This window comes from Calothrix sp. NIES-2098, from assembly GCF_963875125.1.
Taxonomy (GTDB): Bacteria; Cyanobacteriota; Cyanobacteriia; order Cyanobacteriales; family Nostocaceae; genus Aulosira.
In genome coordinates this window covers 2,059,082-2,085,396 of the sequence record NZ_CAWNKJ010000001.1, presented here as the reverse complement: position 1 = coordinate 2,085,396, position 26,315 = coordinate 2,059,082, and the positions used below count along the sequence as shown (strand labels likewise).

22 protein-coding genes are annotated in these 26,315 nt (G+C 41.2%); 16 read left to right on the top strand and 6 right to left on the bottom strand.

Annotated elements, in window-relative coordinates; translation table 11 throughout:
- Both AACU33_RS08615 and AACU33_RS08610 read left to right on the top strand, forming a co-directional pair.
- Positions 1–1,089: a hybrid sensor histidine kinase/response regulator gene (locus AACU33_RS08615; protein WP_096588123.1), complete on the top strand. Its 1,089-nt coding sequence runs from the start codon at positions 1–3 to the stop codon at positions 1,087–1,089.
- Positions 1,090–1,753: 664 nt separating this feature from the next.
- On the top strand, positions 1,754–2,962 hold the full coding sequence (locus AACU33_RS08610) for a glycosyltransferase family 4 protein (RefSeq protein WP_096588122.1): 1,209 nt from the start codon (positions 1,754–1,756) through the stop codon (positions 2,960–2,962).
- Between the two features lie 48 nt (positions 2,963–3,010).
- Here the strand turns inward: AACU33_RS08610 and AACU33_RS08605 are convergent, their stop codons facing one another.
- From AACU33_RS08605 to AACU33_RS08590, 4 genes are all read right to left on the bottom strand, one after another.
- Complete coding sequence (locus AACU33_RS08605; RefSeq protein ID WP_096588121.1) at positions 3,011–3,790, bottom strand: MBL fold metallo-hydrolase; 780 nt, start codon at positions 3,788–3,790, stop codon at positions 3,011–3,013.
- A gap of 66 nt (positions 3,791–3,856) precedes the next feature.
- Positions 3,857–4,627 carry a hypothetical protein gene (locus tag AACU33_RS08600; RefSeq protein WP_096588120.1) on the bottom strand — a complete coding sequence of 257 codons (771 nt, stop codon included), beginning with the start codon at positions 4,625–4,627 and terminating at the stop codon, positions 3,857–3,859.
- A gap of 596 nt (positions 4,628–5,223) precedes the next feature.
- Entirely contained in the window at positions 5,224–8,025 is a 2,802-nt protein-coding gene (locus tag AACU33_RS08595) for a GAF domain-containing sensor histidine kinase (RefSeq protein ID WP_096588119.1), read from the bottom strand.
- 374 nt (positions 8,026–8,399) lie between these two features.
- Entirely contained in the window at positions 8,400–8,885 is a 486-nt protein-coding gene (locus AACU33_RS08590) for an NADAR family protein (RefSeq protein ID WP_096588118.1), read from the bottom strand.
- 181 nt (positions 8,886–9,066) lie between these two features.
- On the opposite strand from AACU33_RS08590, the gene AACU33_RS08585 reads away from it, so the two are divergent.
- From AACU33_RS08585 to AACU33_RS08565, 5 genes are all read left to right on the top strand, one after another.
- Positions 9,067–9,549 (top strand): DUF2243 domain-containing protein, encoded by a 483-nt coding sequence (locus AACU33_RS08585; RefSeq protein WP_096588117.1) that lies wholly within the window; start codon positions 9,067–9,069, stop codon positions 9,547–9,549.
- Between the two features lie 122 nt (positions 9,550–9,671).
- The gene (locus tag AACU33_RS08580) at positions 9,672–10,280 is read left to right on the top strand and encodes a DUF4129 domain-containing protein (protein ID WP_096588116.1); all 609 of its coding nucleotides are present in this window, start codon (positions 9,672–9,674) and stop codon (positions 10,278–10,280) included.
- 196 nt (positions 10,281–10,476) lie between these two features.
- Complete coding sequence (locus AACU33_RS08575) at positions 10,477–11,565, top strand: DUF4350 domain-containing protein (RefSeq protein WP_096588115.1); 1,089 nt, start codon at positions 10,477–10,479, stop codon at positions 11,563–11,565.
- Positions 11,566–11,744: 179 nt separating this feature from the next.
- Positions 11,745–12,695, top strand: a complete 951-nt coding sequence (locus AACU33_RS08570) for an AAA family ATPase (RefSeq protein WP_096588114.1) — start codon at positions 11,745–11,747, stop codon at positions 12,693–12,695.
- A gap of 28 nt (positions 12,696–12,723) precedes the next feature.
- Entirely contained in the window at positions 12,724–13,278 is a 555-nt protein-coding gene (locus AACU33_RS08565) for a CPBP family glutamic-type intramembrane protease (RefSeq protein ID WP_096588113.1), read from the top strand.
- A 10-nt stretch (positions 13,279–13,288) separates the two neighbouring features.
- Here AACU33_RS08565 and AACU33_RS08560 read toward each other — a convergent pair whose 3' ends face one another.
- Entirely contained in the window at positions 13,289–14,764 is a 1,476-nt protein-coding gene (locus AACU33_RS08560) for a methyltransferase domain-containing protein (protein ID WP_096588112.1), read from the bottom strand.
- 8 nt (positions 14,765–14,772) lie between these two features.
- Positions 14,773–15,414, bottom strand: a complete 642-nt coding sequence (locus tag AACU33_RS08555) for a DUF4178 domain-containing protein (RefSeq protein WP_096588111.1) — start codon at positions 15,412–15,414, stop codon at positions 14,773–14,775.
- A gap of 507 nt (positions 15,415–15,921) precedes the next feature.
- On the opposite strand from AACU33_RS08555, the gene AACU33_RS08550 reads away from it, so the two are divergent.
- From AACU33_RS08550 to AACU33_RS08510, 9 genes are all read left to right on the top strand, one after another.
- Positions 15,922–16,812, top strand: a complete 891-nt coding sequence (locus tag AACU33_RS08550; protein WP_096588110.1) for a GDSL-type esterase/lipase family protein — start codon at positions 15,922–15,924, stop codon at positions 16,810–16,812.
- 79 nt (positions 16,813–16,891) lie between these two features.
- A complete protein-coding gene (locus AACU33_RS08545) occupies positions 16,892–18,100 on the top strand; it encodes a 4-hydroxy-3-methylbut-2-enyl diphosphate reductase (protein ID WP_096588109.1) in 1,209 nt (402 codons plus the stop codon).
- 329 nt (positions 18,101–18,429) lie between these two features.
- A complete protein-coding gene (locus AACU33_RS08540; RefSeq protein WP_096588108.1) occupies positions 18,430–18,942 on the top strand; it encodes a hypothetical protein in 513 nt (170 codons plus the stop codon).
- 207 nt (positions 18,943–19,149) lie between these two features.
- The gene (locus AACU33_RS08535) at positions 19,150–19,863 is read left to right on the top strand and encodes a 2Fe-2S iron-sulfur cluster-binding protein (RefSeq protein WP_096588107.1); all 714 of its coding nucleotides are present in this window, start codon (positions 19,150–19,152) and stop codon (positions 19,861–19,863) included.
- Positions 19,860–20,855 carry an FAD binding domain-containing protein gene (locus tag AACU33_RS08530; protein ID WP_096588106.1) on the top strand — a complete coding sequence of 332 codons (996 nt, stop codon included), beginning with the start codon at positions 19,860–19,862 and terminating at the stop codon, positions 20,853–20,855. Before AACU33_RS08535 ends, AACU33_RS08530 begins: the two co-directional genes overlap by 4 nt.
- On the top strand, positions 20,852–22,966 hold the full coding sequence (locus AACU33_RS08525; RefSeq protein ID WP_096588105.1) for a xanthine dehydrogenase family protein molybdopterin-binding subunit: 2,115 nt from the start codon (positions 20,852–20,854) through the stop codon (positions 22,964–22,966). The genes AACU33_RS08530 and AACU33_RS08525 overlap by 4 nt, the downstream gene beginning before the upstream one ends.
- Before the next feature lie 223 nt (positions 22,967–23,189).
- Positions 23,190–23,909 carry a hypothetical protein gene (locus AACU33_RS08520; protein WP_096588104.1) on the top strand — a complete coding sequence of 240 codons (720 nt, stop codon included), beginning with the start codon at positions 23,190–23,192 and terminating at the stop codon, positions 23,907–23,909.
- Positions 23,910–23,961: 52 nt separating this feature from the next.
- Complete coding sequence (locus tag AACU33_RS08515) at positions 23,962–25,140, top strand: XdhC family protein (RefSeq protein ID WP_096588103.1); 1,179 nt, start codon at positions 23,962–23,964, stop codon at positions 25,138–25,140.
- A gap of 643 nt (positions 25,141–25,783) precedes the next feature.
- Positions 25,784–26,293, top strand: a complete 510-nt coding sequence (locus AACU33_RS08510; RefSeq protein WP_096588102.1) for a BON domain-containing protein — start codon at positions 25,784–25,786, stop codon at positions 26,291–26,293.
- Positions 26,294–26,315 lie beyond the last annotated feature (22 nt).

The window sequence follows — 26,315 nt, the reverse complement described above, 5'->3', positions numbered from 1 at the left end:
ATGAGCCGAATTGTAATCTTTGTTGAGCAAACGGAAAATCGCCGCCTCTTAGCAGAGTGGCTGGGACGATATTACGATGTCGCAGTCGGAGAATCTGTGGTGCAGGCAAAGAATGCCGTCCCACTGCTCAACGAACCATTTGACCTGTGCATTTTGGATGGTCCAGCCTTGCATCATTTGTGGGAATGGGTACAGGAAAGGAAACACGTAGAGCAACCTGTATTTTTGCCTGTCTTGCTGATTACACTCGCAGCGGATGTCAAACTGTTGACACGACATCTCTGGCAAACCGTTGATGAACTGATTAGCAAACCGATCGAAAAGTTAGAGTTACAGGCACGGGTGGAAATGCTGCTGCGATCGCGGCGACTCTCCCTCCAGCTTCAGGCTGCACTGGAGCAAGAACGCGAACTCAAACAATTGAAATCTCGGTTTGTCTCAATGGTTTCTCATGAATTTCGCAATCCACTCAATAGCATTTCTGGATTTACTTACCTATTAGAGCAGCACGACTTACCATCCGAACGACGAGCCGACTTTTTCCAACGGATTCAAACAGCGGTTAAAGCTATGACAGCCTTACTGGATGATGTCTTGGCGCTTGGCAAAGTGGAAACAGGTACATTGGGGGCTAATCTTACACCGATGGGGATCGAGCCATTCTGCCGTGAATTGGTTGAAGAAATTCAAGTTGCCATGAAAAGCAATCATACGATTCAAATAGACTGTGAAGACGAATACTTTACAGCTCGCGTCAATGAAGCACTGCTGCGACAGATTCTAACCAATTTACTCTCTAACGCGATTAAATATTCAGCCCCCCAAAGCACCATTCGGCTTAGATTCCAGAGTCAAGCGGAAGCGGTAATCTTTCAAGTGCAGGATGAGGGCATTGGCATTTCCCCAACCGATCGAGGCAGGTTGTTTGAATCTTTTTACCGTGCCAGCAATGTCGGTAAGATTCCGGGAACGGGGTTAGGGTTGGCAATTGTGAAACAGCTAGTTGAGCAAGTAGGTGGAACGATCTCAGTAACTAGCGAGATTAATGTTGGAACAACGTTTACTGTAACTTTGCCGATCAACCAATAGTTGGGATCTTGTGCCAGATTGGGAAACACTATTGAATTAAGCTTGTCCTAACGACAGAACTTGCGGAAGTAACGTCAGAGGTTGCGGAAGTAACGTCAGAGGTTGCGGAAGTAACGTCAGAACTTGTGGAAGTAACGTCAGAGGTTGCGGAAGTAACGTCAGAACTTGTGGAAGTAACGTCAGAGGTTGCGGAAGTAACGAAAACTTCCTCGGAACTATGTAGACACCGCTTTCAGACTATAAATAGATTTTTCTTTCGTAGGGGTTTAGCGCTGCTCATACGTGTCAACTTAAGCTAAAAGCTATATACGGCGCATGTTGTACAAAAACCCTCGTGCCCTCATCCCCTAACCCCTTCTCCCTGAGGGAGAAGGGGAATTGAATCTCTTGCTCCCCTCTCCTGGTGGGAGAGGGGCTGGGGGTGAGGGCAAAACCTTTGCACAAAGCGGGTTTCACGTTAAGTTGACACCAATGAGCACTGCTAAACCCTTATCCACATATTTGTATCATTTAAAATATCAGGGTTTTGCAGGGCGATACCTAGGCTGTGAACTCTGCGCTTTGTTCCGCAAGAAAAGTTCTTCGTTTTGAAAATGTAGATTGGCCGTTTTTAATTAGGATATGACGAGTTGAAAAATATACCTTAACTGATAACTTGAACTGTATGCGAGTTCTCTTTCTCCATAACAATTTTCCGGCTCAGTACCGCCACGTAGCTGTCAATCTGGCACAAGATCCCAACAATGTAGTTGTATTTGGCACTAAAAATCGAGAAGTCACTCTCGCTGGTATTCATAAAGCAATTTTTGAACCCAATCGCGAACCTCATCCCACCACCCATCATTACGTTCGACCATTAGAGAATGCGGTTTTGCACGGACAAGCTGTATATAAGCTTGCTGAACAACTCAAAGCCCAAAGCTTTGTCCCAGATATAATTTGCGGACATTCTGGTTGGGGCCCGACTTTATTTATGAAGGATGCATTTCCAGACACACCCCTCATCTGTTATTTTGAATGGTTTTATCATGCTTACGGCTCAGACGCAGATTTCGATCCCACAGAACCGCTAACTGTTGATGATGTAGCGCGTATCCGGATCAAAAACGCACCGATATTACTGGATTTATATACTTGCGATCGCGGTTTGTCACCAACAAATTGGCAAAGATCTCAGTTTCCTCCAGAATTTCAAAGTAAGATTTCTGTTTTACACGATGGAGTTGATACAGAATTTTTTCAACCCAAACCCAACGCTAAACTTGTATTACCTAATCTCGACCTTTCTGGTGTCGATGAAATTGTCACCTATGTAGCTAGGGGAATGGAACCTTATCGCGGTTTTCCTCAGTTTATTGAAGCGATCGCTTACGTACAAGAACGCAGACCAAATTGTCATATAGTAATTGTTGGTGCAGATAGAGTTTGCTATGGCAAAACTTTACCAGAAGGTAAAACCTACAAAAACCTGATGCTGGAAAAAGTTCCCCTCGATTTATCACGGGTTCACTTCACTGGGACTTTACCCTACGGACAATATCTGCAAGTAATTCAGGCTTCTTCTGTTCACGTCTATTTAACCAGACCATTTGTACTTTCTTGGTCAATGATTGAAGCAATGTCCACAGGATGCTTAGTTTTAGGTTCTGATACTGCACCTGTAACTGAGATTATTCAAGATGGCGAAAACGGTTTACTAGTAGATTTTTTCTCACCCCAAAAGATTGCTGACAGAATTGATGAGGTATTAGATAATCCCACAAAAATGGCGGAACTTCGCGTCAATGCGAGAAAAACTGTGCTAGAGCGTTACGCCTTAGCTGATTTATTACCTAAACATATTCAGATGATTAAGGATATAGCAAATTGCTGAATATCAAAATCTCTCGTAGTGAGGATTCAAGTCCTCACTACCAATTTCCTAGATAGCTACTGCGCGCTTATTTAATTGTAGTTCGATGCGATCGCCTGGTACTGGTTCAATTACTTGCGCAGTCAGATTGTTCTTTGCGAGTAACGCCCGAAATTCCTCAGCACTACCCACAGTCGTGAGTAATTTCATAATTAATCCGTCAAATATGATGTCTCCTCCGGCTGCGGTGGGTAACATCACCTGCGGTTGCAACCATTTGGCGACATCTAAGGCTTTGTTTGTGCCTTTAATAATCGGCCCCACTAAAGGTAGACTCATGTCAATTAGGGGTGCAATTACTACATCAACTGGTGCAGCTTGCTTAATTTGGGGATGGTGAGTCCCGTGGGGATCGTAGTACAGAGTTAAACCACTCGCCAACTCTTTTAAGAGATAACCATTTTCTACTGTATTGGGACCGGAAAGGATACCGGGAGTAGCCTTAATTTCTACTTGATAATTGAATGTGAATGTTTCACCATGAGTCAGGGTTGTCACGGAGATGTAACCTAACTTCTGCACTACTTTCGCTGCGCTTGGAGAAGCCACAACTGGAATTTGACGGTCAAGACGCTCAAGTGTAGGCGGGTGAGCATGGTCTTCTAAACCCTGAGACAGCAAAATCAAGTCAATATTTTCTGGTATTGGCCGTTCTTGATTTCGAGTCCCTTTAAATAGCCAATCCAAGTTGCTGAAAGTTAACGAACCTACTAGCCAAGGGTCAACTAGTATTCGTTTCCCACCGATTTCAATCAACCAACTATTGCTGTCTAACCAAGTTAAATGCATAGCACAGTGAAGATAACACCTGCCTTATATTATGAATTGCTTTGTAATTCTTAACAAAGATGATGTTTAAAAAAACAACTTAAACCTTGCTAACTGGGCTTTAATTGCTCCTGTGAGGATTTTATTCAGTTCTTTACTATCTTGAAATTGGAGAATTTGCTGCTTTGGTAAATCGAAGGGAAAATCTCCTTCCAAGTCTGCGCGTTGCATTTGCGCTAGTAAAATTTGTTCCGATCGCTTACTTTGGATGGCATAGCCCATTTCAATACAGACATTCGGGCTAGGAATTAATTGAGTAGTTTCTTTACTAGAAATGCTAGCAATCGGTGTCGTGTCTGCAATAAACAATAAACTCTTACGGATTTTTCGCAGAATACCGGCAGAAAGCCTTAAGGGGCCATTTCCCGGACGGTATGATTCTACTAATGTTAAAGGAAGACGCGATCGCGCGTTTAAAGTTGCCAAACTTTTTTGCACTGCTTCTCGCAAAGCCTCACTCGCTGCGGCATACTCAGTTTGATAGCATAGAAATATTGTTGGGTCTAATTGAGCTAAAATCGCCTGCTTAGTGAAATAAATCTCATGGCTAATTAAGTCAATATTCGCTACGCAATAACCACCACTACCTTCAATATAAAATTCAATATTTTCTCCTTCAAGATAGCGCCCAAACCAAGTTGATTTCTTTACCTCATCGCTATCTTCTAAAAAGTCTGCTCTTAATCCCGATCTCAGCAGGCTTTTTTTACTCAGACGAATATCTGGCGGACGTTTTTCCAATTCGGGAATCGGCTCATAATCTTGAATGTACCATGCTCTGAGCGCAATAATTGACATAAGGCGCTATTTCAACTGTATGAATGCTATTGAACTTCGTACAAGCTTATACCAATTTTGCTTCGGGTAGTCAAAAGTTCATAGTCCAAAGTCTAAACTGCAAGAACTGTTGACTGTTGACTCTTGAATCTTGTATCTTGACCTCACACAGCGAAGCGAAGTGAAGGAAGTGAGTATTAAACAAAACAACACCCAAGCATCTACTCTCTGAAGACTTTCCTCTCATTGTTTATCCTAGCCAGGGATGCACTAAATTCCATCACTTTATTACTAAAGTAATGAAAACCAGTTACAGCGCCCCCTGATTTTTAGTATCTGAGGAAATACCAGTTTTCGCGTTGGGTGTTGCTGTTTTGTGACGAGACAGATGTAAAATCAAACAGCGTATACCTCTTATTTAATTTCAAATGCAGCTGTTATATCTGCCAGGGAAGCTTGTTCGCTTCAACTATTAGAGTAGCACCTGAGAATTGGTAGAGTTTTTTTTGCTAATAAACTTTACTTTTTATCTCAATCTAAATTGAAGAAATATAAAGTAATTTTCTACAATCTCCTCAAACAATCACTTTATAATTTTTATTTTTATAAGTAATTGCTCATTGATTTATTAAGTTTTGAGAATTAGTTTTAACCTGCACCATTTCAAAGGTTGGGAGTAAAGAATTTATATATTGACTATTGACTTTGCATTGTGGGTTAAGCGCTATCTCCATCCAGAACTCTGTACCCTTATCGAGTTCTGAGACACACTCAATCACTCCGCCATGCTTCTCCACAATAATTTGGTAGCTAATAGCCAGCCCTAGCCCTGTACCCTTGCCTACAGGCTTGGTTGTGTAAAATGGGTCAAAAATCCGCTTTTTCACCTCATCTGTCATTCCTGGCCCGTTGTCGGCAATGCGAATCAATACAAAAGAATGATCTGCTGAAACTCTAGTTGAAATACAGATTGAAGGAATAAAAGATTCATTTTTTTCGGCGTGCATTTCCAAAGCATCAAGAGCATTGCTGAGAATATTCATGAATACTTGGTTCATTTGACCTGCATAACATCTGACTACTGGTAACTCACCATAGTCTTTAACTACCTTCACACCTGGGAAATTGACAGTAGATTTCAGGCGATGTTGCAAAATTAGTAAAGTGTTATCAATACCTTCGTGTAAGTCAACAGGTTTAAATTCCGCTTCATCCAAGCGAGAAAAATTGCGTAAAGATTGTACGATTGAGCAAATGCGATCGGCTCCTACCTGCATAGAAGAGATAATTTTTGGTAAGTCTTCTGCTACAAAATCAACATCGATCGCTTTTTCTAAGGAGCTAATTTCGTTATTTGGTTGGGAATAGTGCGATTGGTAGAGGCGTAAAAGTTTTAGTAGTTGTTGAGTGTAATCATTAGCGTAAGACAGATTACCGTAGATAAAGTTAACTGGATTGTTAATTTCATGTGCTACCCCTGCAACTAACTGCCCCAAACTAGACATTTTTTCGTTTTGAATGAGTTGTGTTTGTGTTTGTCGTAGTTCACTTAAAGTACGTTCTAGCTGTTGAGCTTTAGCCTTAGCCTGATTTTCCGCAGTATGGCTTTGTTCGTAAAGTTGCGCCTGCTGAATTGCGATCCCAGCCTGATCTGCTAACTGTAGCATTAACTCAATTTCCGCATCTTGCCAATTTCGTGGAGCATCACATTGATGGGCGATTAGTAATCCCCATAGTTGCGTACCCATATTTATCGGAATAATCAAGTTGGCCTGTACTTGCAGATTGACCAAGAACTCTCGATGACAATCACTCAAACTAGCTGTGGACACATCATTAATTGTCCGCACTCTTCCGTGAGCGTAAAGATGAGCATACTCATTAGGAAAGCATCCTGACGGTGCTTTGATTCCCAAAACGGATGGATAGTTGCCATTGATTTCTTCTACAATCACCTCACCATCAGACTCATCTAATATTTGGAAAATTAACACGCGATCGGAATTGAGCAAGGGGCGGACTTCTTGAACAATAGTTTGCAGAGTGATTTTTAAGTCTAATGTAGAGCGTATTTGTTCAGTGATTTGCTTGATGACCTTGGTAAAGAGTAGAGATTTTTCCAGTTCGCCAGTTTGCTCTTGCACTCGCTGTTCTAAGCTAGTATTCAGTACCTGCACCTGTTGGTACATTTGCTGTTGCTGAATGGCCATTGAGAAGTGATAGCTCAAGGCCTGTGCAAGAAAAATATCTTCAGGTTTCCATTGTGGTGCTTGTCCTTTTTTTTGTTCTCGCCAAACCTCAAAGGAAAGCTGGGGTAATCTGTGTCGTTGATTTTCCTCACAGCGTCCAGCCCACAAAATTTCGGTATCAAACTCTGGACGAAAAATGCTGCAAACACCGATAAAACTATTGCGGTAATACAGGGGAATTACCAAGATTCCTCTAATTTTAGTAGGTTGAAACCCGACAGCTAAAACTCGCAAATGCGCTTCTTTGTAAAGGTCTGGAATTGCTAAAACTTCACCTTGTTTGCAATCTGCTATCCAGTTTTGCCATACGGGATGCTGTTCAATAACTATACTGTTTAGCTCGTAGGGTAATTTTGGCTGTTCGCCCCAGGTATAAAGTTCCCCACTCTGCTCGATATAAAGTCTGCCACCAATACCATCAAAAGCCTTAATAGTTGATTCTAAAGCAGTGGGGAATTGGATTGTCGGCAGTTGATTTAACAGGATGGCGATTTGGTTAATTAAGGCTTGTTGTTTTTGCTGAGAACGAGCTTCCGAGAGGAGATTGCTTTGAGCGATCGCAATTTCTACCTGATCTGCAACTTGTTGTAATAATTTCAGTTCCCACGGCAAAATACTTCGTGGTTGACTGTGGTGCGATACTAACAATCCCCATAGTTGAGGCTTTGCCGATCGCTCTTTGAGGTCGCGGTGTAAAATTGGCACTACAAACGAAGATTGTACGCCCAATGCTGTCAAGTATTGAATATGACACGGATCGACCTGACGATAGTAAGTGTCCTCTGTTTGTAGGAACTGACCAGTTTCTGGAGAATAGAGTGGCGATAACCCAATTTTGCCATTAGTTACATCCACAATTACCCTTTGTCGGGCTGTGATAAACAACTCTCTTGACTGCTGGGGGATATCACCAGCAGGAAAGTGTAAACCCAACAGAGATGGCAAACGCTGCTCGTGAATGGACTCAGCAATCACCTCACCGCTATCATCAGTATCAAACCGATAGACCATCACTCGGTCTGTACCCAAAAATCCGCGAACCTCAGCAACAGTAGCTGTTAAGATTTCTGGAAGTTCAAGCGATCGCCTAATTTGGTTGGTCATTTTGTGCAGTATACCTTCTGAGTCAAAGGTTTGCTGCAATGCACATGCTCGATCGGTAAATGCCATTAGTTATATAAATTTAAGTAATGTATAAAAAGAATCTTCAACTTTTCCTTAATGAAAGTTTGTTCGCCGAATCGATCGTGCGTATTTGAACTTGTTACGGAAAACTCTGAAGTTTCAAAGTTAAAAGCTTAAGAAAAAGTTAATTATTAAACAATTAATTTTATAACCTTAAATCTTAATATGTATACGGTAATTTTATGCAAATTAAAAAAATTCACAAAATTATCTATAATAGGTATAAAGATTGACAATATATTGAGATTCTATATTTAAAGAAATAATTAAATATCACGAATTTTATAGAGTAAAAGCCATTAAAATAGGGGAATTTATTTATTCCCCTTTGGTAGAAAATCTCAAAGTATACAATGTAATTAATGGTGCAAGTATTTTTCGGCAATTGCTGTGACAGATACTAACTTGCGAATTTCTTCACGTACACTCATAAGAACTTTACCAAGATGGTTTTGACCAGTTTTATTTGCACCACAACCCCAAAAATAATCCTTGGGGGAATTTTCTACTAAAATTTCATTGCCTGTAGACAGGAGAATATCTTGAATATCAGCATGAGTGAGAAATTTTTTGAGTACAGCTTCTCGCATTACCTGAGTTTTGACCAATTCCCAATCAGCCCGGATTTGGCGGGTACTACAGCGTCCTAAAGCAGCAGCGTCTTCTGGCGTTTGGGCGTTATGGATTGCGGGTATAATCGCCGCATCTATGGTGCCAACAAACTTTTGTGCTTGGTAATAATGTTCAACTGTTGGCCAGTAAGTACCTTGGATTTGAATTCCATGCAAAGAAAAGTTAGAAAAACAGCCATAAGGCTGCCAAACCTTGTAAAAGTAAATAGTCATTTGAAAATTGCTCTTGAATATCAATTTATATCATGCCTGTATATGGTAATTAGAGTCTTTAAGGACTCTATAGCAGAAAATTGTCCGCTTTAAATGGAACGCTAGCATTTGCCTCAAGACAGAAGATATCACTTGCCAAAAAATTCTATGGTGGTAAAAATGCTTGTCTATGAGGTTGAGTATGGAGACCAAGAGTGAGAGCATTAACAAACCTACACCGTTGATCGCTGCGGGAATTTTCCTTGGTTTAGGTCTAGGAGGATTTATTGATGGCATTGTGCTACATCAGATTCTCCAATGGCATCACATGTTAAGTAATGTTAGACCCCTAACCAACACCCCAAATATTGATTTGAACATGGTATGGGACGGGTTATTTCATGCCTTAGATTGGGTGCTGACTGTGGTGGGAGTAGCTTTGTTATGGCGGGCTGGGGGGCGTGATGATGTTCCTTGGTCATCCCAAATTTTTATCGGGTCTATACTTCTCGGTTTTGGATTGTTTAACGTAGTTGAAGGGCTGATAGATCACCAAATTCTCGGTATTCATCACGTAAAACCCGGGCCAAATCAGCTAGCTTGGGATTTGGGATTTCTCATCTTTGGGGCACTACTTGTTGTGGTTGGCTGGCTCATGATAAAAAGTAGCAAATTTGCAAAATAGTCATTGGTCATTCTTACAAAGTTCTGATCCGAGGAAACCTCGGCTCCGACTTTGCGCTTTGTTATTAGTTATTTCTTCTTCCCCCTGCTTCCTTGTCCCCCTGCAATCCAATATCATTTTCTATGTCCACAGACAACTTTGAAAAAACAAGCTGGGATTGGCAGCTTTCTCAGTTACAACAACAAGCGGGAGAATGGATAGAGTATCAATTTTCTCGCTTAGAATCAGCGTTACCAGTATTACCTCCCGGTTGGTCAATAAGTCCTTGGCTAAGTGAGTTACTGAAGTGGCTGTTTTGGCTTGTACTTGGTCTATTCGTGGTTTGGTTGGTTTGGCTATTATGGCGAGAATTCAGCCCTTATGTGTATTCTTGGTTGAGTGGGAGAGATAATTATATTGGTGCTGGCACAACAATTATCTCCAGTGAGTTATCTGTGAGTTTGTGGTTGGCGCGATCGCAAGAATTTTATCGTCAGGGTAATTACAGAGAAGCTTGCCGATGTTTATACATGGCGATATTACAGCACTTGCATGATACTAGTGTTGTTCGCCACCAACCCAGCCGTACTGATGGCGAATATTTGCAATTGCTACGTTCCTCTGTCACCACCATTGAGCCCTATGAAACGTTAATTACTACTCACGAACAATTATGTTTTAGCGATACGGAAATTTTGCCCGAAAATTATGAGCATTGCCAGCAGGCGTATCGGGAAATTGCTGGAGATTAGGAAGTGTGGGGAGTGTGGGGAGACAAGGTGAGACCAGCGCTGCGGGAGGGTTTCCCTCCGCAGGCGACTGGCGTTAGCGTAGCGTTAGCGACGAAGGAGCGTCACCCGAAGGGAGGACAAATAACAAATGACCAATAACAAATGACAAATCACAAAAGACTATTGACCATAAGTTCAGCATTAACCCGTATAAAATATGAAGCGTTCAAACCGCTTGGCTTGGCTGGGAGCGATCGCCCTGGCGGTTATAATTTTAGTCAGCTTGATAGCGGCTCCCCAGAATAGCACAATCAACAGTGGTTCCACCTATAATCGTGCTGCTGATGGCTATGGTGCTTGGTATGCTTTTATGCAAGAGCAAGGAACTTCCATCAAGCGCTGGCAAAAGCCTTGGGATGATATCAAGGTAGAGAAAAACCCAGTTACTTTATTACAAGTAAACAGCAATCTCAATCCACCAATTGTCAATTCCGAGAAACGTGCTTGGATAGAAAAAGGTAATACTTTGGTAATTTTAGGCGTGCGTTACCAAGCAACAGCAGCAGAATTTAACACCATGCAAAAATCGCCCTTTGGTGATGTTAAGATTGCGACAACAAGACGCCATCAGAAAGCAGATAAAGCAGAAATTTCTTTAGGCGATCGCTTTGGTGCTGTGGTTTGGCAACAAAAGTATGGCAAAGGAAAAGTTATTTTTTCCACAACTCCCTATTTAGCAGCCAATGCCTATCAAGATTATTTAAGCAATTTTAAATTTCTTGCAGATTTAGTCAGCAAACAAAATAACGCCATTTTTGTTGATGAATACATTCATGGTTATAAAGATGCTGATGTGCGCAAAAAAGAAGGTCAAGACGACTTATTGAGTTATTTTGCTAAACAGCCTTTGATTGTGGCTTTATTGCAGGCAGGCATATTACTACTAGTATTAATTTGGGCGCAAAATCGTCGGTTTGGTAAGCCAGTACCTTTAGAAACGCCAGTTTTAGATAACAGTGAAGCATATATCCAAGCTTTGGCAGGTGTTTTACAAAAAGCTGAATCCACCGATTTTGTTGTGGAAATGGTCGGTAAAGAAGAACAACTACAAATACAAAAGGCTTTAGGATTAGGTGAAATTTTACTAGAACCTCAAGCTTTGATTGATATCTGGCTTGAGAAAACAGGTAGTAATTCTGTTGAACTAGCTACAGTTTTAAAATGGCGATCGCAAAAACGCCCCATGCGCGAACGAGAACTGTTAAGCTGGTTGGGGCAATGGCGAACCATCAAAAATAATTACTAATTCGTAATTTTTTTGTGGGTATCTTCTGAGCATGATGGGTATCCCCCAATTACAAATTGTTAATTAAAAATAATAATTTCTAGCGATCGCCTAAAATCAGGCAATAATTTCCACTGCTTTAGTTCCAAATTCTGAATATCTAAATTACAAATTAATTTATAAGTATTTTGTAACCCTATATGAGCGAAATTCATTCTATTTTAATTCGCCTTGAACAAGGTCTTAACCAAATAATTGTCGGACAGTCCAACCTTGTACAACAGCTAATAGTGGCAATGCTAGCAGGTGGGCACATAATTTTGGAAGGGGTTCCGGGAACTGGCAAAACACTTTTAGTAAAAGTATTGGCGCAATTAATTCAAGCAGAGTTTCGCCGGATTCAATTAACACCAGATGTATTACCATCAGATATTACTGGTACAAATATTTTTGACTTAAATAGCCGCAGTTTTACTCTCAAAAAAGGCCCAGTTTTTACGGAAGTACTACTAGCAGATGAAATTAATCGCACTCCCCCTAAAACCCAAGCGGCGCTGTTAGAAGCGATGGAAGAAATGCAGGTAACTCTTGATGGTGAAAGTTTGCCCTTGCCAGAATTATTTTGGGTAATTGCTACACAAAATCCTCTAGAATTTGAGGGAACTTATCCTTTACCAGAGGCGCAACTAGATAGGTTTTTATTCAAATTAGCTGTAGATTACCCAGATCGAGCTGCGGAAAAGCAAATGTTACTCAACCGTCAGGCGGGGTTTGCAGCGCGGCGTGGAGATATAGATCGTCTCAAACCTTTAGCAACAGTCAACGAAATTTTGCAGGCACGGCAAGCAGTTAAAGAGGTTAAAGTATCTGAAACAATTATTGATTATCTGCTAGCTTTGGTCAAAACATCACGCCAGCATCCCGAATTAGCTTTGGGTGCATCACCACGCGCAGCTGGTGCTTGGTTGCAGACATCTCAAGCAGCTGCATGGTTAGAAGGAAGGAATTTTGTGACGCCAGATGATATCAAAGCTGTTGCATCGCCATTACTGCGACATCGCCTGATTCTCAAACCAGAAGCAATGCTTGATGGTTTACAAATCGATGCGGTAATTGCATCGGTAATAAATCAGGTTCCAGTTCCAAGATGAAGGATAAAGATGAGCCTGTAAATACACAATGCGAAACCAATTGAATAGTTTAGTTAGTTTAAAGATAATTCATCGTCTAAAGAAAGCAATATCAACAATTCCTGCTGTCTCTTCTTGGGTAAATTCAATATTACTGTTAGTATTTTATACATTAATTGCTTTACCATTGGGGTTATACTTTGGATTTCTCAAGTTTGGTTTGCCCCAATTAACATTAGAGAAAATTATCCAAGTTATATTCATTTGCTTGTTTGCACCTGCAATCGCTGAGGAGATATTTTTTCGAGTTTTACTATTGCCTCATCTTACAGAAGATGTTTCAACAGTAAAAAAGATATTGTGGGGATGTATAAGTTTGGCAATTTTTATTGTTTACCATCCTCTAAACGCTTTAACAGCATATCCTGCTGGATTCCCAACATTCATGAATCCAGTTTTTTTATTACAAGCAGCACTGTTAGGAATTGCGTGTACTATTGCTTATTTCCAAAGTGGGTCTTTGTGGCCATCTGTGGTAATACATTGGATAATTGTCGTAGTCTGGCTGCTCTTTTTTGGTGGTTATGAAAGGCTGAATACTTAATTTTTGATATTTATTCATCTCTTGGGCGTGAGAATAAACTACTTAACCAGATTCCGCCTATAGCAGTCAACACAAAACCTGTAAATTTGTTACCAAAGCTTCCACCATCACCGATATAATCACCACTACTGCTACTGCTACTGCTACTGCTACTGCTACTGCTACCACTAGAATAGTAACCTTTAGCAAATACTGAGTCTGGTGCTACTAAATTTGCCATTAATAGCGTTACCGATAGCATGGCAATAAATTCAACAGTTTGCGGAGGTAGTTTTGCTAACGGCTGATTAGAGTTAATTTGATCGGCTAATCTTTTCAAATCGCTGGCAATTTGTGGTGGTAGTTCCTGCGCTTTTGCTAATAGACTATTCAATAACTCTTTAATATCAATTTCTGCCAATAATTCTTTAAGATTTGCTAACCAAGCTGATGTCATATTTTGGCTATGGTAGCGATGGCGTACGGGTAAATATCGATTTATATCTGGTAAATTTTCTGGCGCTGCTGGGTTAGAGTAAATATTTTCTATCCAAAACTTTGTTACTGATTCTAAATCTAGCAAATCACCTTCACCAATTTGGGCTGTCACCTGTTCTTCAATATCTAAAAAATCGATACGGGTGTCAGCTTGTAAGTCTAAATATTCTTGATTAGATTGAGAATTTAGCAAGTAATAGAATAATTGCGGACTATCTAAACTGTGAATTAATACATCATATCGAGATTCTGCGATCGCATTCTTAAATACAAAGGCATTTAATAGCTGATTATGAGTGAGGAAATGTAAATTTTCTGGGAAATTTAGTGTTTCTATTTCACCTTGCGTAATTGATTGCGATGAAGCTAAAAAGAAGCCCCAGTTACCATAACCAAGCTCGGAAAATGAAGGGATAGTTAGGTGTAAAGGCTTGACTTTAAAATCTGCTGATAGCAAGGTTTGATATAAGCACCAAAAACCCTTTGTTCTATTTTCTGGAGACACGCCGTTAGTGCAAATTAGTCCCGCAGGTATTAAAACGCGATGGAGTTCTTGAAACCATTCTTGACTATATATCTTGGTGTCTTCTGAGGAATGGGGATAGGTAAAATCACAAATTATAACGTGATAGTAGTTATTTGGCTGTTGGGAAACAAATTCAAAGGCTTCTTGAGTATAGACAGTTAGCTTATCTGACTCTAAACTTCCCAAATTATAAGGTTTAAATACAGTGTTTGCTAGTTCTAAAACTTCTGGATTGTAATCTACTAAAGTAATTTCTTGAATTTGGGAAAATCTTAATAAATCCCTGGCTGCTAATCCATCGCCACCACCACAAATCAACACGCGCAAAGGTGTTTGAGGAAATCTCTGACTTGCTAAAGCTATTGCCGGAATTACCAAATACTCATGATATATTGCCTCATCAGCAGTATCAAACTGCAAATCTCCATTTATATAAAAGGCAATACCATCATCATGCTGTTCAATAAATAACGAATTAGGCATTTCCGAATTTATCCAAATATCATCATTGAAAGTCCCACAAGTAATAGCGCTACTGCTACTAGTACCTGCAACCAATATCCTATATTACTTAGCCAGTCGCTATTACTCATTGAGCCTGCTTTTTGAATCTGGGAAAATTCATCAGGACGTACTATCTTACTAGTGTAAATATCTAATTCGCGATTAGTAAAAGCTTCAATCGCTAAATTCATTTGATGCGCTTCATCCCAATAATCCCAAGTAATGCGATTTCTGTTTTCTCCTTCTGTTTGATATTCACCTTCGGTTTGAGACTCGAAATAATAATGCTTGTAAAAAAGTATTAATTCAGGATATGGCTCTGCTTGGGATTGCATATTTTTCCATAGCCTAGGTACGATATTTTCTTGGGAATCTGGGAGAAGCAGACGAGGATTGTCTAATTGGTTAGCCAGATACCAAGTTACAGAGACTGGCTTGTTTTCTGGGTCAAATTCTCGCAGTAAGTAATATTCAGACCCACCTTGAGAACGCAGCAACCACTCATCAGTTAAATACCCGTGGGGATCTTGATATGTACTGTAGTCTTCTATATGCCAATCGACATCATGATATCTAACGCGATCGCCTGGACGCAACTCTTGAAGTTGGGTTTGAGTAACAATAGCCATCTTACAAAATTAAATATAAGTAAATTTACGTTATTAAAAGCAGAAAGTATAAGAAAAACCACTCCTGATTACATCATGTTTACACTATGACATCACAGTACAGCTTTCAGGTTACAGAATTTACATAGTTTTTCTTTTGTACATATTTCATCATTAGTCATTGGTCATTGGTCATTTGTCAAAAGTCATTTCTCCCCACACTTCCCACACTTCCCACCCGCCCTTGTCTTCCTTGTCCCCCTCGTCTCCCCACACTCCCCACACTCCCCACACTCCCCACACTCCCCACACTCTCCTACGCCCCTAGTGCCAGGTAGTACGTTTTCGGATACTGTTACAATCAAGCTCGAAACTATCTCTAGATGTACGCAGTTTAAATTCTCTGAGTTATGATACCAAACACTACAGGGAAATCACTGTCGCGATCGCCCTGAGTAGCTTTGATTCTCGGTACTTCTGGGGATCAAGCTCAAATTTGATTTTAATAATTTAGTAAATTTATTAGCCGTGTCTATTTCTGCAAAAACCTTTCCTATCTGGGGATTTTTCTCGCTAGTAACCAACGGTCTGCTGATGTTGGCAATTGCCCTTCTGATTTGGCAACAGCAGAAATTGAGCAATACTGTTTTCCCACCCACCGCGGAGACAGTCAGCGAACCTCAAGTTGCTCAACCGGAGTTAGGCCCCCGTCATCAACTTAATTACCAACAATGGGTAGATATTCTCAAGTCAGAAGCTAAAGTGGCTGCACTAAACCCTCCTCAGCATCTCAGCATTCTAGCTGGAGATTCTTTGAGTCTGTGGTTTCCCTCCGAATTATTACCTGAGAATAAATATTGGCTCAATCAGGCGATTTCTGGTGAAACTAGCGAAGGGCTGTTGAAAAGATTAGATTTATTTGACCGCACCCAGCCACAGGTAATTTTTGTCATGATTGGGATTAATGATTTAATTCGAGGGGTTAGCGATGAGGTAATTTTAGACAATCATCGGCAAATCATCAGTTACTTGCACAAAATGCATCCTAGAGCAGAAATATTTGTGCAGTCAATTTTGCCGCATGGGGGACAAGAATCAACTTGGGAAGGACGAGAACGCCTCCTAGCTATTGCCAATAGTCGCATTCAGCAGTTGAATCAGCAATTGCAAACCATCGCTACTAAACAAGGCGTTCAATATCTCGACTTATATCCCTTATTTGCTAATCAAGAAGGTAATCTCCGCCCGGAATTCACCACTGATGGCTTACACCTAAGTCCTGAAGGTTATATGGTTTGGCGGACTGCATTGCAGATTTATAGCCAGCCGGAATTAGAACCCCATAGGGAAAAGGTGGGGAGTGTGGGGGGTGTGGGAAGTGTGGGGAGACAAGGGGGACAAATGACTAATGACCAATGACAAATAACAAATGACAAATGCCCAATGACACTTGACGCGAGAAAATGAGAGATGGCGAACTAATCTAAAAACAAATCCAATGGATACAAAAGCTTTTAAGCGTAGCCTGCAACACTCAGAAAACTATAATCGCAAAGGCTTTGGTCATCAGGCAGAAGTGGCAACTCAGTTACAGTCTGAATATCAAAGTAGCTTAATCCAACAAATTCGCGATCGCAACTACACTCTCGAAAAGGGTGAGGTGACAATTCGGTTAGCGCAAGCTTTTGGCTTCTGCTGGGGTGTAGAACGTGCAGTAGCAATGGCTTATGAAACCCGTCAACACTTCCCTAGCGATCGCATTTGGATTACAAATGAGATTATTCACAATCCTTCGGTGAATCAACGTATGCAGGAGATGGAGGTAAAATTTATCCCTGTTAACGCTGGTAACAAAGACTTTTCTGTAGTTGAAAACGGAGATGTGGTCATTTTACCTGCCTTTGGAGCCAGCGTTCAGGAAATGCAAATTCTCCACGATAAAGGCTGCAAAATTGTCGATACAACTTGTCCTTGGGTATCGAAAGTTTGGAATACAGTTGAGAAGCACAAAAAAATCGATTACACCTCAATTATCCACGGTAAATACAAGCACGAAGAAACTGTTGCCACTAGTTCCTTTGCTGGTAAATATCTAATTGTGCTCAATATGAAGGAAGCAGAATATGTTAGCAACTATATTCTAAATGGTGGCGATCGCGAAGAATTTTTGCAGAAATTTGCTAAAGCTTGTTCGCCTGGATTTGACCCAGATAAAGATTTAGAAAGAGTGGGAATCGCTAACCAAACAACAATGCTCAAAGGCGAAACCGAGCAAATCGGTAAGCTGTTTGAACGGACAATGATGCAGAAGTACGGCCCTGCGGAAATTAATCAACATTTCCAAAGCTTCAATACTATCTGTGACGCCACTCAAGAACGTCAAGATGCAATGTTAGAGTTAGTGCAAGAAAATCTAGATTTAACGATCGTAATTGGTGGGTTTAATTCTTCCAATACTACCCAATTACAACAGATAGCTTTTGAGCGAGAAATTCCTTCTTATCACATTGATTCTGTTGAGCGTATCAAATCAGCAAAATCTATTGAACATCGACAGTTAAATGGCGATATAGTCATTCAAGATAACTGGCTACCTGAAGGCAAAATTGTTGTGGGAGTTACTTCTGGTGCTTCTACACCCGATAAGGTAGTAGAAGATGTCATCGAAAGAATTTTTGCTTTGAAAGCCACCGCTTCGGTAATTTAGGCGGTTAGAAATTGCGGTTCATCCTTACACACAATTAAAACCCGCCCCTGCGGGTTTACAACTCTTTTAAATTACAAGCCTGTAAAATCTCGGCGATAAATATTACCCACTCAAACTAAAAGTAGAGATACTCGCATGGTGTCTATTGTCAATAACTCTTGAGGAATAAATTGAAGCAAGCTAGTCAATAAATTATTATGTAAACTGACTGATGTTTAATAATTTAATATGCGCTCGTTTATTATTAACAGCTGCTAGTTGCATACATCAACTGAAGAGAAGTTTTACAATCTGAGGGAGATAGGCAAAGCAAAAAATGCAGAGTAACAATGCTGAACTTAACTACAATCCAAACTATTGCTCAATCCTATTCCCCACAAGAACTCTTTGCCGCCTTGGTTTGGCAGCGTCAATTTAATGAGTTTGATGGCGAACAAGTAATTACTGACCTTGCTGGACACATAGATTTATGGGCAAGTTTTCTGTTTACTAAACCAATTTTTGCACCAGATGAACATGGTTTAAGCTTTGGCGGTGTAGTGGATACCCTCTTAGCAATGGCAAACTATCGTCCTATGCCTGAGACTAGCATTATCCATTTCATTGCTTATCCTGCCGATACACTCTACATCTTGACTGAGAACCAAGATACAAAGGTGTCTCAGCTTTTAGACTTGGGCAAAAAGTGGCGCGCTGACTCAGTAGAAATTACTGATGGTACGAATGAAGACTACGGTTTTCGGCTTCAGCGCCGATTAAGAACTCGATTAGAAGGGGCGTTGTGGGGTGAGGATTTTCAGCAAGATCGCGATGCAGTGATTGTTTCTTATTGGTGGGATTGAATTTTAATAGTTAGTTATTTTAGCTACTAGAAGTCAGGGAATTTGGACTAAATTACCTAAGCTCAAAAAATCAACACCTTAAACAAACTTTTAATTTTTTATGTAAAAGTAATTACTAGGAATTTAAACTTTTTTAGCTAATTCATAATTTAGCTCGGTAATTATGATTTTCTAAATTACGGCATTGTTGCTCAAGAAGGAAAAATCATGCCAGACAATGAAAAAAGCGGGAGGAAAACTTCCCGACGCGGTTTTTTGGGGCAAGCATTAACCGCAGCGGGTACAGCCATTGCAGCTCCCACTTTGCTCAATCAAGCAAGCATAGCCAAAGAAGCTACTCAAAATTCCCAAGGAGAGATAACCGTGAAACTGAGGGTAAATGGCGAGCAACAAACTCTCAATATTGAACCGCGCGTAACATTACTGGATGCGCTGCGCGAACATTTAGGCTTAGTGGGCAGTAAGAAGGGCTGCGATCGCGGGCAATGTGGAGCGTGTACTGTATTAATTGATGGCGAGCGAGTTTATTCCTGTCTAGCTTTGGCTGTGATGCAGGAAGATAAGAACATTGTCACCATCGAAGGTTTGGCGAAAGGCGATACTCTTCATCCAGTCCAAGCGGCATTTATCGAGAACGATGGCTTTCAATGCGGTTATTGTACGCCAGGACAGATTTGTGCCTCTGTTGCCCTACTTGATGAAGTGAAACGAGGTTGCGCTAGCGTTGTCACCGCCGATTTAACCAGTCCGCCACAATTAGCTGACATCTCGGAAAAAGAAATCAAAGAGCGATTAAGTGGTAATCTCTGCCGATGTAGCGCTTACAACGGCATTGTAGCAGCAGTCCAACAGGCAGCAGGGCAAACTCCACCCTCTGCTAATGCAGATGTCATGGTGAGTGAATCAGGGGAAATAGCATGAATAACTTTACCTACAGCCGTGCTAGTTCTGTTACAGATGCAGTGCAAAGAGCTAGTAGCGATCGCAATGCTATGTTTATTGCAGGTGGGACAAATGTAGTCGATCGTCTCAAAGTTTTTTTAGATGAGCCATCGCAACTCATCGATATCACGCGACTGGAGATGAAGCGAATTGAAAAGCTGCCGAATGGCGGTCTGCGTTTAGGTGCATTAGCGAGCAATACCGCTGTCGCAGACAATGCTGATATTCGTCGCGACTACCCCATCCTCGCCCGCGCCATTCTTTCGGGAGCATCGCAGCAAATTCGCAACGTTGCCACAGTCGGCGGTAATTTACTGCAACGTACTCGTTGTCCTTATTTCTACGATACGGCTTTCCCTTGTAATAAACGCCAACCAGGGCAAGGTTGTCCCGCCATCAGTGGTATCAGTCGAATGCACGCCATCCTTGGTGCTAGCGACCAGTGCGTAGCCGTGAATCCTTCGGATATGAATGTCGCCTTGGCAGCTTTAGATGCAGTTGTTGAGGTTGTTGGTGCTAAAGGAAAGCGACAAATACCATTTACAGAGTTTCATCGTCTCCCAGGAAATACACCAGAGCGTGATACCAATTTGGAGCCAGGAGAGTTAATTACTGCTGTGATTTTGCCAGCAGTATCGTTTGCGAAATCGGGAGTGTATTTAAAATTACGCGATCGCACTTCCTATGCTTTTGCTTTAGTATCTGTAGCGGCGGCTCTTGACTTAAAAGGCGATAAAATTCAAGATGTCCGTTTAGCACTCGGTGGTGTAGCCCACAAACCTTGGCGCTCTCCAGAAGCCGAAAAGTTTTTAATTGGTAAGACTGCTGAAACCACAACATTTCAACAAGCAGCAGAAATTGCTCTCAAGTCAGCCCAGCCTTTAAGCCACAACGCTTACAAAGTGGAATTAGCAAAGCGAGCAATTCGGCGCGCACTCACTGTTTCTGCCAAAGGAGGCGGCGTAGCATGAACAAAGTAATTGGTACAGGAGTTAACCGCAAGGATGGCCGGGCAAAAGTTACGGGTACTGCACCCTACGCCGCCGAACATCAAATTCCGAATTTGGTTCACGGTTATCTCGTCACTGCCGCTATTGCCAACGGACAAATCAAAAGTATCGATACTAGTGCAGCTAAAAAAGCACCAGGAGTAATTGAGGTTTTCACCCACAAAAACCCACCCAAGGTATTTAAACCTGCTAACGATTTTATGACCTCGAAAATCTACGAGGCACGTTTACCGCTGTCCGACGATACAATTCACTACGGCGGGCAAATTATCGGTTTAGTAGTAGCAGATACCTTCGAGCGAGCCAGGGATGCCGCACATTTAGTTAAGGTAGAATACATAACTCAAAAGCCGTTGGTAGAAGCTAATAAAGCTACCTTTAAAGAAGCACCACCTTTGTTTGGTGAGGAGTTCAAGTTTGAGAAAGGTAATGTCGCAGCAGGTAACTCAGCCGCAGCAGTCAAAATTGCCGCGACTTACAAAACTGCTACCGAACTGCACGCACCAATGGAACCCCACGCCATTATTGCTCATTGGCAAGATAACAACTCCCTGACAATCTACGAGCCATCCCAATGGGTGGTGGCTTCGCAGCGCACCTATGCACAACTCTTCGGATTGCCAACAGAACGAGTGCGGATTGTTACTCCTTTTATCGGTGGCGGTTTTGGTTCTAAAGCTTTCCCCTGGCCTCACGGGATTCTAACGGCAGCGGCAGCGCGGCAAATCAAACGACCACTGAAAGTTGTCCTGAGTCGGCAGCAAATGACAGCTAACGTTGGACATCGTTCGGAAACTGAGCAATTAATTCGTTTGGGCGCGACTGCCGATGGCAAGCTAACATTTATCGAGCATGAGGCAAAATCTGCTACCTCACCCGTAGATATATTTCCTGAACCCTGCACGGGGATAACGCCAGCGATGTATACTGCGCCCAATCTGCGCGTTAACCAAGAACTGGCTACCATGAATGTAGGTACGCCCACATTCATGCGTGCGCCAGGAGAGAATCCTGGGATGTGGGCAATGGAGTCAGCAATCGATGAATTAGCTTGGGCGCTGAAGATCGATCCGGTGGAATTGCGCATCAAAAACGAAACCAAAGAACACCAAAAGAAGAATTTGCCCTTCTCAGCCAAGCATTTTGCTGATTGTTTGCGAGTCGGTGCAGAACAATTTGGCTGGAAAGATAGACCGACAAAAGTGCGATCGCTCGTTCGTGACGGTAAACTTATAGGTTGGGGCGTCGCAGCAGCCACCTTCCCTGGGATGAGAGGTAAAGCATCAGTAAAAGCCAGGTTGCTACCAGACGGTACAGCCCACATCCTGACTGCTGGTAATGACATGGGTACTGGTGCGTACACAGTTGTTGCAGTCACAGCCGCAGAGGTTTTAGGTTTACCCGTAGAAAAAGTAAGGGTAGAAATGGGCGACTCTTTATTACCAGATGCAGGTATAGCAGGTGGTTCGCAAATGACAGCATCCCTTGTCCCGGCGGTGATGTCAGCCTGTCAGGAAGTCCTGAAAACTGCTAAAGCTAAAACTGCACAAGAGGCTTTTACAAAACTCAGCCAATCGGGAAGCGCCGCCTTTGAAGCCACAGCCTCATCTGCACCTGGTGGAGAAGGCAAAAAATGGGCGTTTCAGTCTTGGGGCGCGCATTTCTGCGAAGTCAGTATCGATGAAGAAATCGGTCGCCTGCAAGTAACCCGTTGGGTGTCAGTGATGGATATTGGTAAAGTCATCAATGCCAAAACAGCAGCCAGCCAAGTACGCGGCGGCGTCATCATGGGTATTGGGCAAGCCCTGATGGAAGAATGTCATTTTGACCCCAACATCGGCTACCCCGTAGTCTACGATTTAGCTACTTACCACTTTCCCGCCCATGCAGACATTCCCCGCATCCAAGTAGCCTTCGTTGGCGAACCCGATCTCAACTTCAACCCAGCAGGTGCAAGGGGTGTGGGAGAAATTGGCATCACAGGTGTGTCAGCTGCGATCGCCAACGCAGTTTACCATGCCACAGGTAAACGCATCCGCGATCTACCCATCACACCAGATAAATTGTTGTGATTTTCTTTTGTTAAATCCATTTGTAGGGGCGGGGTTTCTCCGCCCATGATGGTAAATCATGAAGCACAATCATTGATTAAATACAAAAATTAATAACTTATCTGCCGATGTAAGCCCGCGCTGTAGTAAAAATTCCTTGATGGAGTTCACTTGGTTGTCTAAAATTTCTCGGTGAGATGAGTGAAAATATCAATTAAATCTTGAAATAATTTGAGCGCTTAAGATGTCAGCAATAATGCAAGCCATCGATCGAATTGCCATCTACTACGCAGGGTTCAAGAATGTGATAACAACGCTTGACACGAAAGCCTTTTATTGGATGCTCGGTAATGGATATCAGTTAGTAAATGGTCTTTCCATCAAGGATTACAAAAAGCAGTTAAGCTCTGAAGAATTACAGCAAGTAGTATTAGATTGTTATTCCCCAAGGTTGAGTCTAGAACAGATAAAAGCAATTACAAAGGATTATCCATTCGAGTTGCCAATAGAGATTTACGACTTGTATCAAAGAGGTAATGGTTGTTTACCCATTGGACTAGACGAACCTGCCAAAGACTGGAATTGCCTTGATAACTATACAGACTTTTCATTTAGAGATGTTAACTCATTTCTTACCTTAGAAGAAGCAATAAGACTTTATCAAAATTTTGTCGATTATAGGGAAAATTATGGTAAAAATATCGACCCACGTTGGTTTCCTATTTATTGTTTTGAGGACTGGATACTAGCTGTCATCGGTAGTGAAAACCAGCAAGAAACCTCACCTGTAATAAGTTTCTACGATAGTGATTTTATACCTGAAATCGAATGGCCAAGCCTCACTAATATGTTGCTTACCTGGATAGAAATTCAGGAAAAAGCCTTAAAAGATTCAACTAATAAATCTGAAATTGAAGCTATACATCAAAAATACGGAAGGGAAGCTGGTAAAACATTTTGGTAAAACTTGTTTCTATCCGCGTTCATCTTAAAAATGCACTTGAGAATAATTAGTAATGAAAGAGATTACTGCTATTTTGCAAACATTTGCAGAAATTCAACATGATACTGAATCAAGCTTTCTAGCAACTGTAGTTAATGTTAAAGGTTCTACCTATCGTCGCCCAGGTGCGCGGATGTTGATGACGCAAACAGGTTCTATAATTGGCACGATCAGCGGTGGTTGCTTAGAAAATGATGTATTTCAACATACTCGCGTTTCCATGCCAGATGGAAAACCAATTGCTATTACCTACGACACAACAGCTGATGAAGACATTGTTTGGGGGTTTGGGCTTGGTTGTAATGGATTAGTGCAAGTTCTGATTGAACGGTTAGATAAACATGACTTACTGAATCCCCTGGTGTTTATTCAAGAATGTTTTGACCAACAGCAAAAAGGTGCGATCGCCACTGTTTTTGCTGTTGAAGGTGCAATGAATATCAAAGTTGGCGAACGTCTCATACTCAAGCCAGACAAGAATATAGCTACTAATATCACAGAATATTCTTTAAAATCTGCCCTAATCAAAGATGCCCAAAATGCTCTGGAGAATCAAAAATCAAGTATTAATAAATATCAATTACCTTTCGGTAGTGTAGATGTATTTATAGAAGTTATCCAGCCACCTACACATCTCATAATTTTTGGTGCAGGTCAAGATGCTTTACCTACAGTCAATTTTGCTAAAGCTTTAGGTTGGCAAGTAACTATTGTTGATTTTCGAGCTAACGAAGCCAGTAAAGAACGTTTTAAAATAGCCGATGAAGTAATTCTCAGCCGTCGAGAAATTTTAGACAAACAAATATCTGTGAATGAGCAAACTATAGCTGTAGTTATGACTCATAATTACCTAGACGATTTAGAAATTTTGAAAATGCTAATTCCATCTTCTGCAAAGTATCTAGGTATTTTGGGGCCCAAGAGTCGCAGTGAAAAATTACTTCAGGATTTACATACACAAGGATTAGAATACACTCCAGAAGAACTAGAAAAAATGCATAGTCCCATTGGTCTCGACATTGGAGCAGAGACACCAGAAGCGATCGCCTTATCTATCATCGCTGAAATTCAAGCCGTGTTAACAAACCGTTGTGGCGGCTTTTTAAGAAATCGCACCTTACCAATTCACCAGCGAAATGAAATTAAAGAAATCTCTATTAAATCGTTGGAGAATTCGTTAATATCTGATTAAATCACTTACTATAGCAATCCAATTTGATTTATGCAAGATCGTTGCTCGTTTCGAGGGTAGTTAATGCAAACGAGTTGCAGCAAAATTACCTAACCTACAAGCGATATAAAATCCTTAGGTAGTTAATTTGTCAGGAATTAGTCTTAATGACACAGCAGTACTGTGTCTATACCTATCTATCGTATTCTTTTTTCCAATTGATATTATTCTTCTAAGCTCTAAAAAAATAGGCGAACTGGGAGTATTATATTCAGACTCTTGACCAATGAGAATCAGCAATTATTAAAATTTTAAATAATGATGTGCCAAACCTGCTCAGATCTGGTAATATCAAATGTCTATTGAGAGACTAACATCAAACACCTTGAGGAAAGCCGCTTGGCATCTACGTTCAGTCGATAGAGAGTCATCAAGTGTATGCAGAGTCTTACTCATTAGCAGCCGCAACTAAAATTAAATCGGTGCTTCTGTAGGTAGCTAAATTATCCCAGCTTCCAGAAGTTTTCCTAGTTTGATGTTGCGATCGCCTAAGTGCTAAATTTAGCACTTGTGCAATTTCAAATTTAATTGTTTTTTAACTCTCACTCCTCAACATCACACACATCTCAATTCATCGCTTCAAGTCATCAATTCGGAGATTGATATGAAAAAGCTAATTCCATTATTAGTTAGCGGTATTCTGGTGGTTGGTGCTGTTGGTTGCCAAGAAGCAACAAAAACCAGTTCAGATACTTCCACTACAAATACTTCTACTCAACCAGTAAAAGAAGCCTCTCAAAAAACCGCAACTGGAGCTAAAACTGCTACTGAAACTGCCAAAACTACAGCAAAAGAAACAGGCGATAAAACTAAAACAGCGGCTAAAGCTACTACTGAAACTGGTAAAACCGCAGTTAAACAAGCCGCAGCAAACACCAAAACTACTACCAAAGCTGCTGCTGAAAGTACTTCTAAAAACCTGATTCTCAGCAAATTATCAGAAAAGATTCCAGGTAGCAAGTTAGTAGTTGAAGATAAGGATGGAGTTGTCACCGTTAAAGGAACAGTTCCGACTGAGGCTGATGTGAAAAAAATTGAATCCATAGTTAAGGAACAAAAAGGTGTTAAGAGCGTTAAGGTAGAAGCGAAAGCTGCATCTGCAAAAGCTCAATAGAAAAATCAAATTATCTTAATTT

Excerpts from the sequence above, each read along its gene's own strand:
- AACU33_RS08615 (WP_096588123.1), top strand. The coding sequence starts at position 1 with ATGAGCCGAATTGTAATCTTTGTTGAGCAAACGGAAAATCGCCGCCTC.
- AACU33_RS08610 (WP_096588122.1), top strand. The coding sequence starts at position 1,754 with ATGCGAGTTCTCTTTCTCCATAACAATTTTCCGGCTCAGTACCGCCAC.
- AACU33_RS08605 (WP_096588121.1), bottom strand. The coding sequence starts at position 3,790 with ATGCATTTAACTTGGTTAGACAGCAATAGTTGGTTGATTGAAATCGGT.
- AACU33_RS08600 (WP_096588120.1), bottom strand. The coding sequence starts at position 4,627 with ATGTCAATTATTGCGCTCAGAGCATGGTACATTCAAGATTATGAGCCG.
- AACU33_RS08595 (WP_096588119.1), bottom strand. The coding sequence starts at position 8,025 with ATGGCATTTACCGATCGAGCATGTGCATTGCAGCAAACCTTTGACTCA.
- AACU33_RS08590 (WP_096588118.1), bottom strand. The coding sequence starts at position 8,885 with ATGACTATTTACTTTTACAAGGTTTGGCAGCCTTATGGCTGTTTTTCT.
- AACU33_RS08585 (WP_096588117.1), top strand. The coding sequence starts at position 9,067 with ATGGAGACCAAGAGTGAGAGCATTAACAAACCTACACCGTTGATCGCT.
- AACU33_RS08580 (WP_096588116.1), top strand. The coding sequence starts at position 9,672 with ATGTCCACAGACAACTTTGAAAAAACAAGCTGGGATTGGCAGCTTTCT.
- AACU33_RS08575 (WP_096588115.1), top strand. The coding sequence starts at position 10,477 with ATGAAGCGTTCAAACCGCTTGGCTTGGCTGGGAGCGATCGCCCTGGCG.
- AACU33_RS08570 (WP_096588114.1), top strand. The coding sequence starts at position 11,745 with ATGAGCGAAATTCATTCTATTTTAATTCGCCTTGAACAAGGTCTTAAC.
- AACU33_RS08565 (WP_096588113.1), top strand. The coding sequence starts at position 12,724 with ATGCGAAACCAATTGAATAGTTTAGTTAGTTTAAAGATAATTCATCGT.
- AACU33_RS08560 (WP_096588112.1), bottom strand. The coding sequence starts at position 14,764 with ATGCCTAATTCGTTATTTATTGAACAGCATGATGATGGTATTGCCTTT.
- AACU33_RS08555 (WP_096588111.1), bottom strand. The coding sequence starts at position 15,414 with ATGGCTATTGTTACTCAAACCCAACTTCAAGAGTTGCGTCCAGGCGAT.
- AACU33_RS08545 (WP_096588109.1), top strand. The coding sequence starts at position 16,892 with ATGGATACAAAAGCTTTTAAGCGTAGCCTGCAACACTCAGAAAACTAT.
- AACU33_RS08540 (WP_096588108.1), top strand. The coding sequence starts at position 18,430 with ATGCTGAACTTAACTACAATCCAAACTATTGCTCAATCCTATTCCCCA.
- AACU33_RS08535 (WP_096588107.1), top strand. The coding sequence starts at position 19,150 with ATGCCAGACAATGAAAAAAGCGGGAGGAAAACTTCCCGACGCGGTTTT.
- AACU33_RS08530 (WP_096588106.1), top strand. The coding sequence starts at position 19,860 with ATGAATAACTTTACCTACAGCCGTGCTAGTTCTGTTACAGATGCAGTG.
- AACU33_RS08525 (WP_096588105.1), top strand. The coding sequence starts at position 20,852 with ATGAACAAAGTAATTGGTACAGGAGTTAACCGCAAGGATGGCCGGGCA.
- AACU33_RS08520 (WP_096588104.1), top strand. The coding sequence starts at position 23,190 with ATGTCAGCAATAATGCAAGCCATCGATCGAATTGCCATCTACTACGCA.
- AACU33_RS08515 (WP_096588103.1), top strand. The coding sequence starts at position 23,962 with ATGAAAGAGATTACTGCTATTTTGCAAACATTTGCAGAAATTCAACAT.
- AACU33_RS08510 (WP_096588102.1), top strand. The coding sequence starts at position 25,784 with ATGAAAAAGCTAATTCCATTATTAGTTAGCGGTATTCTGGTGGTTGGT.